Here is a 13,979-nt window from a genome sequence, read left to right as displayed (position 1 = left end):
GCTTGCCCTAGACACCTGACCAAACGGCTGAAAAAGAGACTGCCCGGTCACGTTCAAAAGGGTTCAAGAAACTAGTTGACGACCTAACGATTCCGCGCTATTTATTTAAAAAAATTATTTCAATGTCTAATTTGAAACAATTTTTGAAATGCCTAAGAGCGAATAAAATAATGAAAAAAACGCCTTTTATCGCATGGTTGAATTCTCGGGGCAGTCACCGCTCCGTGTACCTGTCCAGTGTTGATTTTTGCTCCCTGCCTGCCTGCGTCGTGCGGAGGCTGCCATGAATCAGACCCTGGCTGCCCCGAACGTCTGGACCGACGGCAAGCGCCACCTGTGGTGGCTCGGCATCATGCCCTTGGCAACCCCAATTCTCTCTGGCGCCCTGGCCATCACTACCGGCGTGCAACAACTGTGGTGGGTCGGTGTGCTGGTGATCTTCGGCCTGATCCCGCTGATCGACGGCCTGCTGGGTGAAGACGTCAGTAACCCGCCCGAGTCCGCCGTCAGCAACCTCGAATCCCAAAGCTACTACCGCTGGATCGTCTACACCGGCGTGCTGTTTGTCATCTCATCCCTGGTGGTCACCGGGTGGCTGGCCGCAGGCGGTATCGACTGGATTATCAATGGCGGCCTGTTGCATGCCACCGCCACCCTGGACCCGTCGAGCTGGCTGGCGAAAACCGCCGCGTTCATCACCGCGCGCACCGAGCTGCATGGCGAGGTGAGCTGGTTCACCTACCTGGGCATGGCAATGTCCACTGGCGCTGCCACCGGCATCGCCATCAACACCGCCCATGAGCTGGGGCACAAGCCGCGCCTGCTGGAAGTCGTGCTGGCCAAGATCACCCTGGCGCCGACCTTCTACGGGCACTTCTACACCGAACACAACCGTGGCCACCACGTGCGCGTCGCCACCCCGGAAGACCCGGCCAGTTCGCGGTTGGGGGAGAGCTTCTGGGCCTTCCTGCCGCGCTCGGTATGGTTCAGCGCCCGCTCGGCGTGGAACCTGGAGCGTGAACGCCTGCGCAAACTCGGCCTGCCGGCCTGGCACTGGAAGAACGCCGTACTCAGCGCCTGGATGTACAGTGTGGTGTTGTGGGGCGCGATGATTGCCTGGCTGGGCGCGGCAGTGATTCCATTCCTGATCATCCAGGGCATCTACGGTTTCTCGCTGCTGGAAGTGGTGAACTATGTCGAGCACTACGGCCTGAAACGCCAGAAGTTGCCCAACGGTCGTTATGAACGTTGCTCGCCACGCCATTCCTGGAACAGTAATCGGATTGTCACCAATATCTTTCTGTTCCAACTGCAGCGGCACTCCGACCATCACGCCAACCCAACCAGAAGTTATCAGTCACTGCGTCATTTTGATGAATCGCCGCAACTCCCATACGGTTATGCCAGCATGATTGTCTGGGCGTATGTGCCGTACTTGTGGCGACGACGCATGGATCACCGGGTACTTAATCATTACGCCGGGGATATCACCCTGACCAATCTTCAACCTTCACAGCGTTTGAAGTACCTGGAGAAGTACAGCAACACCACCAGACCCTTCTAACGAAAGCAGTCAGTTGTAGGGCGTACTCGGGATCTGTGTATCGCGCAGGTTTTCATCGCCCAGGCTTTACCGGTTTCGAGTACGGCTTAGTTGCAAGACAGTTGTTTGACCCGAACAAAAATAAAATTAAGGGAAGGACGTACACCATGCAAACCCCTGCCAAGTTCACCACGCACATTGTATTGGCCGCCCTGGGCCTGATCGTTTACCACCAGGCCCAGGCCGCCCGTATCGAACCTGCCGGCAGCGCGTTTACTGCCCAGGGCCCCATCAGCTTTTCCAAAGGCGCGCTGATCAGCGCGGATTGCACCATCAAGGTCGCCGGCAAAGTGGCGGCGGATGGGTCGTCAGTAAATGTCGACAAAGTTGAGTTCGACGGCGGCCTCAAGTGCAGCCGGGTCGAAGCCATCAACTTGCCGTGGGTATTGGTGGCTAAAGATACCAGGAGCGGCTCGATGTCGAAGATCGCCGTGGATGTGCATGCCTTTGGTTTGGGCGGCAAGTGCGGGCCTTCTACTGCCGATGGAACCTGGGATAACGCCACCGGCAAGCTGGAAGCGTCGAATGTGCCTATCGGCGAAGACTGCAAGATCAAGACGGTGTCGATCAAGATGCCGCCGAGTTTCAAAGTTGTTGAGTAACAGTGGGATGTTGTAGCGGTAATTGAATTGAAATTTGGCTGGAAAGGGAAGTTCTGCAGATTCACCGTGACCTCTCGATCATGGCCATTACCCCTGGCGAAATGACTCGCCATAACATGTGAGGAAAAATAATGAAAAGCTTGAAAACCCTCGTGTCTTTGACTGCTTTGACTGTTTGCATGGGTGCTGCTTCGATGGCCAGTGCGGCGTCTTTCAGCCCTATTGGTGCAAGCATCACCGCTAACGGCAGCATTACGGTCAAATCGCCGTCGTCGTTTCAGCAGCCAGTGACTTGCAACATTCTTTTCCAGGGTGTTGTTAACGCCGATGGTACTGCCAATATCAATAGCGCCACCGTATCGGGTTCCAACAGCCTGTGCGCATTGCCCAAGATGACTAACCTGCCATGGAAACTATCGGCTACCTCCGTTACTGCGGGTACCGTGACCAACGTTGGCTACACCATCGCAGGTGCACCGCCAATCATTCCTGCCACCAACTGCGGCCCGACCACTATTGCCGTGGGCCTGGCGTCAACTGCCAGCCCAGCTTCCAGCACGATCACTGCAACCAACCAGACGCTGACCGGCAGTTGCACCGTGGTGTCGCTGAGCCTCACCGCACCGGGTGCCGTGGTAATTCCTTGATAGGCGTACTCCGTAAAAAGGGTTGATCACCCCGATGGAAGGCAGGCGCCTCGCGAGAGGCGCTTGTTCAGGGATGGACAGCCAACGGATCGGCTGACAACACCGTTCATTGCGCTTGGTGAATACGTCACCAGACAGGTGGAAAAACATGGAAAGCTTGAAAACGTTCGTGGGTGCTACTGCTGTTGCAATGTGCATTTGTGCGGCTTCGATGGCCAACGCGGCGTCTTTCATTCCTGCCGACCAATCATTTACCACCGTTAACGGCACCCTGACGCTGAAGTCGCCGTCTTCGATGAGGACACCTGTAACGTGTAATATCCAGTTTGTTGGGCGGGTATCCCACGATGGTTCCACGGCAAGTCTGACCAGTGTTTATATCGCTGGCAGCAACGCCCTGTGTGCCATGTATCGTGTCAGTAACTTGCCATGGGTATTGAGTCCAACAGCCAGTGCTTTCGGCGCATTATCTAATGTCAGTTTCACTGTGGCGAGCCTTCCGCCAATTATTCCTGGTACTAACTGCGGTCCTGCAACTATTAGCGTTTCTCTCTTCAATAACACCGATGGCTTAAATCTCTATGCAATCAATCAGGTACTTCCCGGTAGCTGTGAAGTTGTGTCGATGCGCTTCGCAATGCCATACCTGATGATAAATCCTTGATAAACGAATTTTGATCGGCTTGCGCCTCAGGCGAGGTGTCTGGCCATGTAACTGATGCCGGCGGAGCCGGTGGATAACAATAAAAAGTCTGGGGACTAAGACAATGCAAAGCCTTACCACACGTATTTCTCTAACTGCGCTGCTGCTTGGCCTGGCATTCACATCCTCAATGACCCACGCGGCATCGTTTGCCCAGGCGGGCGCCGCATTTACTGCCACTGGCTCGATCTCTACCGCAGTAAAACTTTTGGTATGGACACCCGTCCCTTGCACAGTCGCGCTGACCGGAAAGGTCGCTTCCGACGGTTCAAGTGCGACCATCACCGGTGCCACTTTTACGGGCAACGCACTGTGCGGAGTTTCCGGGCCGCTTAATCTGCCGTGGACCCTCGTACCGACGAATGCCAGCACCGCAACACTTTCAGGTTTCGCCGAGAAGTTCTTCTCCGACACGTGCGCGTCTCCAAGTACGTTGACCACGCAATGGAGTGCTGCTGATAACACCTTTAGCCTCCTTAGCCCTCACACCGTAAGCGACAGCTGCCGAATCACGGCATTCAGTTTCAAGCCTTCGCCAGTCCTCACGATTAGTCCTTGAACTTGATCATCAGATCAAAGGTTGAAATATGCCCCTGAACGGGCAAACGAAGCAGCAAGACGAGCCGGCTCGAGCAGGCTCAGTTTGATAACAATAAGGAGTGCCGCATGAATAATAAAAAACAACAGGTGCAGGCTGTATTGGGGCTCGCATTGCTGGGGGGGCTGATGATTACCGCTCCGGCGCAGGCAGGTGGTTTTGCTACCCCGACCTATGGCGCGCAGGGCTGGGGCCGTGCCTTTGGTGGTGGTTCGCTGTTCAAGGATGACCCTTCAGCTGCGTACAACAACCCGGCTGCCATGGCATTTATTGATCACACTATCGTGCAGCAAACCGTCGACTACGCCCGCGTCAATATCAAGTACAAGGGCAGTGCTTACGACTACAAGGGAGATCCGAGCAGTTCCAGCGTCATTGATCCGTTGACAGGTATACCTACCTCAACCCCGCGCACAGGCAACGGCGGCGAAGCAGGCTTCACCGCTTGGCTGCCTACCGGCTTTGCGGTGATTCCGCTCAATGACCGTTTTGCGCTCGGCTTTAGCGCTGTTGTCCCTCAAGGCATGAAAAGTACCTGGGACCCGGATTGGAAGGGTCGCGACTTCGCCGTCGACACCAAGATCGAAACGGTAGGTGTGACGGGCTCGCTGTCGTTCAAGGTCAACGACCAGTTCTCCATTGGTGGTGGCGCCATCGTGCAGCACAGTAGTGGCTTTGTCAGCCAGAACGTCGACCTGCTGGCAGCGGCGGCCTTGTCGCCAGGATTGGGCGGTGCACCCTTTCCTTCAGGGGTTGGGCATGCCTTGATGCGGGTCAAGGTAGATAACACCTCTGTCGGCTGGTTTGCCGGCGTGGTCTGGAAGCCGACGCTGCAGGATACTGTTGGCCTGAACTACCACGCCAAGATCAAGAACAAGCTGGAGGGTAACTACAATATCTATGCCGATGACGGCTCCAGAAGCCTGATGACCGATATCAACCCTGCTTTCGGCAAAACCCTGGTAGAGCAGGCGTACCCGGGCCTGCATCTGTACCCGGATGGCGCCAACGCCTCAACCCAGCTGGATATTCCGGCCAATGCCGCGATTGATTGGGTGCACGTGTTCAACGACCGCTTCACCCTGGGTGTCAGCGCCATGTGGACGCAATGGTCTTCGTTCAAGGACCTGACCCTGAAGTCCGACGGCAGCACCATCGTGTCGATTCCCTACAAGTACCGTGACGTCTGGATGCTGTCGGTGGGCGGTGACTACAAACTCACCGACGACTGGACCGTGCGTGCCGGTGTCGCCAATGACCAGACTCCAACCCGTAACTCCACACGTGACCCACGTATTCCTGACGGTGACCGCTGGTTTGCTTCCCTGGGGCTGAGCTACGCCGTAAGAGCTATTCCGGGGCTGACCCTGGACGGTGCGTACTCCCGGCAGTTTGTGGAAGAGGTCAAGTTGAAGACGCAGAACGTCGATCGTCTCGGCGGCGCACGCCTGGATGGCAAGGTCGACAGCAAAGGGGAGGTGGTCAGCCTATCAGCGACTTACGCGTTCTGATCGCGTGCAGTGAAGTGAATTGACTAGCCGATAAAGGAGGGCAGCAAGCGCATCTTGCTGCTCTTCCGGCATTTCTCACGTGCTCCCTTTGATCCACCAGGCTGACTTGCTCAGCCCTTGATTTTTTCGTCCAAGCATTAAATAAAAATTTCAAAACAAAATTTGAATTTATCTTTTCAAGTTTGTAGTGTGGCTTTACGTCACAGGTCATTCCGATCTGCCCGGGCGTTGGCCGTACCCTGAATTGAGTAGAGGTATCCCCATGGTTATCTGGTTATTGGCGGGACTCGCAGCAGCGATTGCCCTGGCGTATCGACAAGCCGCTGCCACCCTCTGGCTGGGTGCCGGCCTGGCCTGGCTGGCGGCCGGTTACCTGTTCAACGCAGTCGCCGGTTTCGGCGCCGGCGTGGTGGCGGTGCTGGTGGTGTTGCCCGCGCTGCTGCTGACGATCAAACCCCTGCGCCGCACCCTGTTGACCAGCAAGGCCCTGGGCCTTTTTCGCGGCATCATGCCGGCGATGTCCGACACCGAGCGTGCTGCCATCGAGTCCGGCACCGTGTGGTGGGACGCCGAGCTGTTCAGCGGCAAACCCCGCTGGGAACGCCTGCTGCAAGCCGCACCCGCCAGCCTCAGCGCTGAAGAACAGGCTTTCCTCGACAACGAAGTGGAGACCCTGTGCGACATGTCCAACGACTGGGAAACCACCCAGGTCTGGCAAGACATGTCCCCCGAAGGCTGGCAGTACACCAAGGATGCCGGCTTCCTCGGCATGATCATTCCCAAGCAGTACGGCGGCAAAGGCTTCTCCCACTATGCGCATTCGCAAGTGGTGATGAAGCTCTCGACCCGCTGCTCGGCGGCGGCGATTTCAGTGATGGTGCCCAACTCCCTGGGCCCGGCCGAACTGCTGCTGCACTACGGCACCGACGCCCAGCGCAACTACTACCTGCCACGCCTGGCACGGGGCGAAGACATCCCGTGCTTCGCCCTGACCAGCCCGTATGCCGGCTCCGACGCCGGCGCGATTCCAGACCTGGGCATCGTCTGCAAGGGCATGCACGAAGGTGAGGAAGTGCTGGGTTTCCGTGTGACCTGGGACAAGCGCTACATCACCCTCGGCCCAATCGCCACCGTGCTCGGCCTGGCCTTCCGCGCCGAAGACCCGGACGGTCTGCTCGGCCAGCCGGGTTCCCTGGGCATCACCTGCGCGTTGATCCCCACCACCCATCCGGGGGTGAACAGCGGCCGGCGTCACTGGCCACTCAACGCGGTATTCCAGAATGGTCCGACCACCGGCAAGGATGTGTTTATCCCGCTGGAATGGGTGATCGGCGGCCGCGAGCAAGTCGGCAACGGCTGGCGCATGCTGATGGAATGCCTGGCGGCTGGCCGGGCGATTTCCCTGCCGTCGGCCAACGTCGGCCTGGGCAAGGTGGCTGTGCGCGGCACCACCGCTTATGCGGCGATGCGCAAGCAATTCGGCCTGCCCATCGGCAAGTTCGAAGGCGTGCAGGCGCCCCTGGCGCGCATGGCCGGGCATCTGTATGCCTGCGACGCGGTGCGCAAAGTCTCGGTAGCGTCACTGGATGCCGGTGAAAAACCCTCGGTGATCTCGGCCATCGCCAAATACCACGTTACCGAGCGGGCGCGGATCATCGTCAACGACGGCATGGACATCGTGGCCGGCAAGGGCATCTGCATGGGGCCCAACAACTTCCTCGCCCGGGCCTACCAGCAAAGCCCCATCGCCATCACGGTGGAGGGCGCGAACATCATGACTCGCTGCCTGATCATCTACGGCCAGGGCCTGATCCGCTGCCATCCGTATGTGTTCCGCGAGATGGAAGCGGCGCGCAATACGGACCGGCGCAAGGCCCTGGTGGACTTCGACAGCGCAATGTTCGGTCACCTGAGCTTCGTGCTGGCCAATACCGTGCGTGCCGCAGTGTATTCGCTGACGGGCGGACGGCTGATTTCCGTGCCGGGCAAGACCGATCCGGCGCTGGCGTCCTACTACCGCCAGGCCAATCGGCTGTCGGTGGTGTTGGCGTTGATCTCGGACATTTCCATGGGCGTGCTGGGCGGTGCCCTCAAGCGCAAGGAAAGCATCACCGGGCGGCTGGGGGACATTCTGTCCCAGCTGTACATCCTGTCCTGCGTGCTCAAGCGTTTTGAGGATGATGGCCGGCCACAGGCAGATTTGCCGCTGGTGCATTGGGCGGCCCAGGACGCGTTGCTGCGCGCCCATGAGGCCCTGGCCGAAGTGCTCGACAACTACCCGTCGAAAGCCGCGGCGGCGGTGGTGCGTGGCTTGACGTTCCCGTTCGGTATTCCACAGCGCAAACCGTCGGATCGCCTGTTGGCGCAAGTGGCGGAGCTGGTGCAGGTGCCGGGGGAAACCCGCGACCGCTTGCTGGGCAATTCCTACATTCCTCGGCCGGAAATCGACAAGCTGGCTTACGGCGAGCTGGCCTTGCGCCTGTTGCCGCAAGTGGAGCTGATCGAGGCGCGGCTCAAGGGGGCGATCAAGCAAGGCCTGATCGAGCCAATGCCGATTTCCAGTGCGGCGTTTACTCCGTGGCGAGTCAAGGCGCGGGCGCTGGACCTGATCAGCGAGGAAGACGACAGCTTGCTCGCGCGCTATGTGGAATATGGCGATCACGCGATCCAGGTGGACGACTTCCCGCAGGACTTCGGTTTGCTGGAAGCCTTGCAACAGCGCCAGCAGGCGCTGGAACAGGCCGCCAAACCGAGCGCAAGACGCCGCGCCAACCAAGGCGAAAACGCGCCGGTCAACTGACTGGAACTGGAGGAACACGACCCCTGTAGGAGCTGGCTTGCCTGCGATAGCGTTGGTTCAGTGCCAGATGTGTTGGCTGACACACCGCAATCGCAGGCAAGCCAGCTCCTACAAGGATCGGGTTTCCATGGCAACACCGTGTTTGTGAGTGAATTTATCCATGAGTGACAGCTACCTCTCTTTCGTCAATTCCCCCTGGGGAGCCTGGTTGGCCCGCACTGCCGGGCTGCCCCAACCCCTGGCATTGCAACGTCACCGCAGCGGCCAGCAAGGCCTGGCCAACCCGGTAATCGTCGCGGGGGTAGGGCGCCTGGGGGCGCAAATCCAGCGCATCTTCACCGCCACCGATACAGTGACCGCCACCGCTGCGACCCTCAAGGCGCCCTCCACGGTCAAGGTCCAGGGCGCGGTGTTCGACGCCAGCGACATCGCCGACCTCAAGCAGTTGGACGAGCTCTACGAATTCTTCCACGCCAACGCCAGGCGCCTTGGGCAGCACGCCCGGGTGGTGGTGCTCGGCACCGCGCCGGAGCAGTGCAAGGACCTGCCCCAGGCCATTGCCCAGCGTGCCCTTGAGGGCCTGGTGCGTTCGTTGGCCAAGGAGTTGCGCCGGGCGATCACCGTGCAGTTGATCTACGTCGCACCGGGTGCCGAGGACGGGCTGGAAAGCAGCCTGCGGTTCTTCCTGTCGCGGCGCTCGGCCTATGTCTCGGGGCAGGTGGTGCGCCTCGAAAAAACCGTCGATAGCCCAACCGAAATCAACTGGGACAAACCCCTCGGCGGCCGCCGTGCCCTGGTCACCGGCGCCTCCCGTGGCATCGGCCTGGCAATCGCCCAGGTGCTGGCCCGCGATGGAGCCCATGTGGTCTGCGTGGATGTGCCCCAGGCCCAGGATTCGCTGCAACAGGCGGCCGGCAGTGTCGCAGGCACCGCACTGGCGCTGGACATCACCGCCACCGATGCCGCGCAGCAGTTGCACGCCCATGTCAGCCAACACGGTGCATTCGACGTGGTGGTGCACAACGCCGGGATTACCCGCGACAAGACCATCGCCAAGATGACTGAGACCGCGTGGCGCAGCGTACTGGCGGTCAACCTGGAAGCACCGTTGCATCTGAGCACGGCGCTGCTGGAAAGCCAGGGCCTGAATCCGGGCGGGCGGATCGTGTGTGTCTCATCGATTTCCGGTATCGCCGGCAACCTCGGGCAAAGCAACTACGCCACCTCCAAGGCCGGGGTGATCGGCCTGGTACAAGGCCTGGCCCCGCAGGCGGCGGCGCAGCAAGTGACGGTGAATGCCGTGGCACCGGGCTTTATCGAAACCCAGATGACCGCGAAGATCCCGCTGATGATTCGCGAAGCGGGGCGGCGGATGAACTCGATGTCCCAGGGCGGGCAACCCATCGACGTGGCAGAAACCATCGCCTGGCTGGCGCATCCGGCATCCGGCGGGGTCAATGGCCAGGTGGTGCGGGTCTGCGGCCAAAGCCTGTTGGGAGCCTGAGCATGGACTATGTGACGCAGATTATTGACCCGCCGCCCTCGCGCTCGCGGCTGTTGCTGGACGGGGTATTGGGGCTGCGCAAACCGAAGCTGGAAGGCGAGCCGACGTTGCCGAAAGAACGCCTGGTGCGTTCGGCCGTCGAGCTGTCTGCCCAAGGGATCGCGGCTTACGGTCGGGCCTGTGGTTTCCGCCATGAGCAAGGCGTGCCGCTGTCCTATCCCCATGTGCTGGCGTTCCCCTTGCACCTGATGCTGCTGACCCGCCCGAGTTTCCCGTACCCGGCCAGCGGCATGGTGCATTTGGCCAATCGCATCCGCCAGCATCGACGGCTGGAGGCGGGCCAGGCCTTGCGCCTGGAGGTGTATTGCGAACGCTGGGTCGCCCATCCCAAGGGCCAGGCCCTGAGCATCGCCACCCGTGGCTACAGCGCGGGCGCCCTGATATGGGAGAGCGACAGCCTGTACCTGCGCCGTGACGTAAACGCGCCGGTTGGCGAGCCGTGGGACGACGCGTTGCCCTTGCAGGAAGAAGGTTTGCTGCGCACTCAACGCTGGGTGCTGCCGGCGGATCTGGGGCGGCGTTTCGCCAGGGTCTCGGGGGATTTCAATCCGATTCACACCTCGGTGATTGGCGCCAAACTCTTCGGCTTTCGCCGGGCCATCGCCCACGGCATGTGGACCCTTGGCCGCGCCCTGGCCGCCCAGCAACCCCCCGGCGGACTGGACCAGGCCGAGGCCCATTGCGACTTCAAGCTGCCGATCTTCCTGCCCGGCCAGGTGGCGCTGTGGAACGTTCCGCCAACCGGCCCGCGCCGTGAGTTTGAAGTGCGTAATTTCGCCGGTGACAAACCCCATATGCGTGGGCTGTTTATCTGGAATGAGACCGATCGATGAGTGACTACAGTTTCAACCCGGCCCCGACGCGCCGCGTGGCGATTATCGGCGGCAACCGTATCCCGTTCGCCCGCTCCAACACTGTGTACGCCCATGACAGCAACCAGGATCTGCTGGTCGCCGCCCTGCAAGGCCTGGTGGACCGCTACAACCTTCACGGCCTGCGCCTGGGCGAGTTTGCCGCGGGTGCGGTGATCAAGCACTCCCGGGATTTCAACCTGGCCCGGGAAAGCCTGCTGTCTACCACACTGTCTCCCGAAACCCCGGCTTACGACCTGCAACAAGCCTGCGGCACCGGCCTGGAAGCGGCGTTGCTGGTGGCGAACAAGATCGCCCTTGGGCAGATCGAAGTGGGCGTTGCCGGTGGTTCCGACACCACCTCCGACGCGCCCATCGGCATCAACGAGTCCCTGCGCCGCACCTTGCTTTCAGCCAACCGCGCCAAGGGCACCGGCGCCAGGTTGAAGGCCTTGGTGGGGGTGCGCCCGTCGATGTTTTTCAAGCCGCTGCTGCCGCGCAATGGCGAGCCGCGCACCGGCTTGTCCATGGGTGAACACTGCGAGGAAATGGCCAAGCGCTGGCAGATCAAGCGCCTGGCCCAGGACGAGTTGACCCTCACCAGCCACCAGCGGCTGGATGCGGCGTACAAGCAGGGTTTCTTCGATGATTTGATCAGCCCGTATCGCGGCCTGGCCCGGGACAACAACCTGCGGGCCGACGCCAGCCTGGAGAAACTTGCCGGCTTGTCCCCGGCCTACGACCGCCAGAACGGCACGCTCACCGCCGGCAACTCCACGCCCCTGACTGACGGCGCGTCGGTGGTGCTGCTGGCCAGCGAGGAATGGGCCGCCGAGCGCGGCTTGCCCGTATTGGCGTACCTGCGAACCGGTGAAACCGCTGCGGTGAATTTCGTCGACGGCACCGAAGGCCTGCTGATGGCGCCGGCCTACGCCGTGCCACGCATGCTCAAGCGCGAGGGCCTGACGTTCGCCGACTTCGATCTGTTCGAGATCCACGAAGCCTTCGCCGCCCAGGTGCTGTGCACCCTCAAGGCCTGGGAAGATCCGGATTACTGCCGCGACCGCCTGGGTCTCGACGCGCCGCTGGGCAGCATCGACCGCAGCAAAATGAACGTCAACGGCGGCTCCCTCGGCTGCGGCCACCCCTTCGCCGCCACCGGTGGCCGGCAACTCGCGGCACTGGCCAAGGCGATCCACCAGCGTGGCGGCGGCCGCGGCCTGATTTCGATCTGCGCGGCGGGTGGGTTGGGCATTACCGCTATCGTCGAAAAGTAGTTCCCACCATAAAAACAACAAGGAGACTGCCATGAACGCTGTAAGCCTGGAACAGACCGAACGCCTCTGGTTGAACGCTTACCTGCCCGGCGTACCGGCAGACATCGACGCCGGCATCGAGGATTACCCGTCGTTGCGCGAGGTGTTCCTGGAGCACCTGCAAAAATTCCGCGACCGCGTGGCCTACGTCAGCATCGGCACCGAAATGACCTACGCCGACTGGGAGGTGCAGGGCATCGCCTTTGCTGCGTGGCTGCAAGCCCAGGGTGTGAAGAAGGGCGACCGGGTGGCGTTGATGATGCCCAACTGCTTGCAGTACCCGATCTGCCTGCTGGGCACGATTCTCGCGGGTGCGGTGGTGGTCAACGTCAACCCGCTGTACACCGCCCGGGAGCTGCAGCATTTGCTCAAGGACAGTGGCGCAGAGACCCTGGTGATCTTCGAAAACTTCGCCCACACCCTGGAGAAGGTGGTGGCCGCCAGTACCGTCAAACGTGTGGTGATCGCGGCCATCGGTGACCTGCTCGGCACCTTCAAGGGCGCGGCGATGAACTTTATCCTGCGCAGCGTGCAGAAGCAGGTGCCGCGTTTCAACCTGCCGGGGGCCGTGCGTTTCAACCAGGTGTTGAAACAGGGACGCGGACAAACCCATCTCGCCGTGCCGATGAACCGCGAAGACCTGGCCTTCCTGCAATACACCGGCGGCACTACCGGCGATGCCAAGGGCGTCATGCTCAGCCACCGCAACATCATCGCCAACCTGTTGCAGGCCAAGGCGTGGGTCGGTGATCAGCTCGATCAGAACCAGCAGGAAACCAACGTCACCCTGCTGCCGCTGTACCACATCTTTTCCCTGACGGTGAACTGCCTGATGTTCATGTGCCTGGGCGGGCGCAACATCCTGATCGCCAACCCACGGGATGTGAAGCGGGTGCAGATGATTCTGCGCAAGGAGCGTTTCAACGGGATTGCCGGGGTGAATACGCTGTTCAACGGCCTGCTGGAAAACAAGGAATTCTGCGCCCGGGATTTTTCCGATTTGCGCATGGTGATCGCCGGCGGCATGGCCACCCATACCGCTGTGGCCAAGCGCTGGAAGGAAGTCACCGGCTTGCCGATCATCGAAGGCTACGGCCTCACTGAATGTTCGCCGGTGGTGAGCATCAGCCCCATCGACATCTCACGCATGCGCGAGATGGAATTCACTGGCAGCATCGGCGTGCCGTTGCCGTCGACCTGGGTGCGGTTCATTCGTGAGGACGGTGAGTTGGCGGAACTGGGCGAGCAGGGCGAACTGCAAGTACGCGGCCCGCAGGTGATGCAGGGTTACTGGAAACGCCCGGCGGAAACCGCCGAGGTGCTGGATGCCGAAGGGTGGCTGTCTACCGGGGACATCGGGGTGATGAATGAGCAGGGCTTCATCCGCCTGGTGGACCGCAAGAAAGACATGATCCTGGTGTCCGGGTTCAACGTGTACCCCAACGAGATCGAAGACGTGGTGGCGTTGCATCCGGGCGTGGCGGAAGTGGCGGCGATCGGGGTTGAGGATGGGGTGACCGGCGAGCGGGTCAAAATCATCGTGGTGCGCAAGGACCCAAGCTTGACCCAGGAGCAGATTCTGGCGCATTGCCGGGAATATTTGACGGGGTACAAGGTGCCGCGGTTTGTCGAGTTTCGTACTGAAGAGTTGCCCAAGACGACGGTGGGCAAGGTGTTGCGCCGGGCACTGCGCTAAGCCTGAGTGAACGCGGTCAAAAATGTGGGAGCGGGCTTGCTCGCGAATGCGGTGGAACAGTCGATTGAGATGTTGACTAACAGACCGC

At 60.6% G+C, this 13,979-nt stretch carries 11 protein-coding genes; all 11 read left to right on the top strand.

All coding sequences use genetic code 11. The features are described 5' to 3' along the window. Positions 1-283 precede the first annotated feature (283 nt). The 11 genes from ACW9I6_RS03615 (at position 284) to ACW9I6_RS03565 (ending at position 13,891) form a co-directional block, all read left to right on the top strand. A complete protein-coding gene (locus ACW9I6_RS03615; RefSeq protein WP_087694132.1) occupies positions 284-1,564 on the top strand; it encodes an alkane 1-monooxygenase in 1,281 nt (426 codons plus the stop codon). 146 nt (positions 1,565-1,710) lie between these two features. Then, a complete protein-coding gene (praA, locus tag ACW9I6_RS03610) occupies positions 1,711-2,205 on the top strand; it encodes an alkane oxidation protein activator PraA (protein ID WP_008437144.1) in 495 nt (164 codons plus the stop codon). Positions 2,206-2,336: 131 nt separating this feature from the next. After that, positions 2,337-2,852, top strand: coding sequence for an alkane oxidation protein activator PraB (praB, locus tag ACW9I6_RS03605; protein WP_008437145.1), 516 nt, complete (start codon positions 2,337-2,339; stop codon positions 2,850-2,852). A 148-nt stretch (positions 2,853-3,000) separates the two neighbouring features. Then, the gene (praB, locus tag ACW9I6_RS03600; protein WP_087694131.1) at positions 3,001-3,516 is read left to right on the top strand and encodes an alkane oxidation protein activator PraB; all 516 of its coding nucleotides are present in this window, start codon (positions 3,001-3,003) and stop codon (positions 3,514-3,516) included. Positions 3,517-3,619: 103 nt separating this feature from the next. Continuing rightward, positions 3,620-4,114, top strand: coding sequence for a hypothetical protein (locus ACW9I6_RS03595; RefSeq protein ID WP_008437146.1), 495 nt, complete (start codon positions 3,620-3,622; stop codon positions 4,112-4,114). 107 nt (positions 4,115-4,221) lie between these two features. Beyond that, on the top strand, positions 4,222-5,664 hold the full coding sequence (locus ACW9I6_RS03590) for an outer membrane protein transport protein (protein WP_008437147.1): 1,443 nt from the start codon (positions 4,222-4,224) through the stop codon (positions 5,662-5,664). 262 nt (positions 5,665-5,926) lie between these two features. Beyond that, complete coding sequence (locus ACW9I6_RS03585; protein WP_457338905.1) at positions 5,927-8,464, top strand: acyl-CoA dehydrogenase; 2,538 nt, start codon at positions 5,927-5,929, stop codon at positions 8,462-8,464. 160 nt (positions 8,465-8,624) lie between these two features. Further along, the gene (locus tag ACW9I6_RS03580; RefSeq protein ID WP_177050055.1) at positions 8,625-9,968 is read left to right on the top strand and encodes a 3-oxoacyl-ACP reductase; all 1,344 of its coding nucleotides are present in this window, start codon (positions 8,625-8,627) and stop codon (positions 9,966-9,968) included. Between the two features lie 2 nt (positions 9,969-9,970). Further along, positions 9,971-10,861: a MaoC/PaaZ C-terminal domain-containing protein gene (locus ACW9I6_RS03575; RefSeq protein WP_087694128.1), complete on the top strand. Its 891-nt coding sequence runs from the start codon at positions 9,971-9,973 to the stop codon at positions 10,859-10,861. Then, positions 10,858-12,156, top strand: a complete 1,299-nt coding sequence (locus tag ACW9I6_RS03570) for an acetyl-CoA C-acetyltransferase (RefSeq protein WP_177123338.1) — start codon at positions 10,858-10,860, stop codon at positions 12,154-12,156. Before ACW9I6_RS03575 ends, ACW9I6_RS03570 begins: the two co-directional genes overlap by 4 nt. 31 nt (positions 12,157-12,187) lie before the next feature. Next, entirely contained in the window at positions 12,188-13,891 is a 1,704-nt protein-coding gene (locus tag ACW9I6_RS03565; protein WP_457338904.1) for an AMP-binding protein, read from the top strand. Positions 13,892-13,979: the final 88 nt, after the last annotated feature.

The organism is Pseudomonas sp. SDO5522_S412 (assembly GCF_054071215.1).
This window is presented reverse-complemented; position numbering and strand designations above follow the sequence as displayed.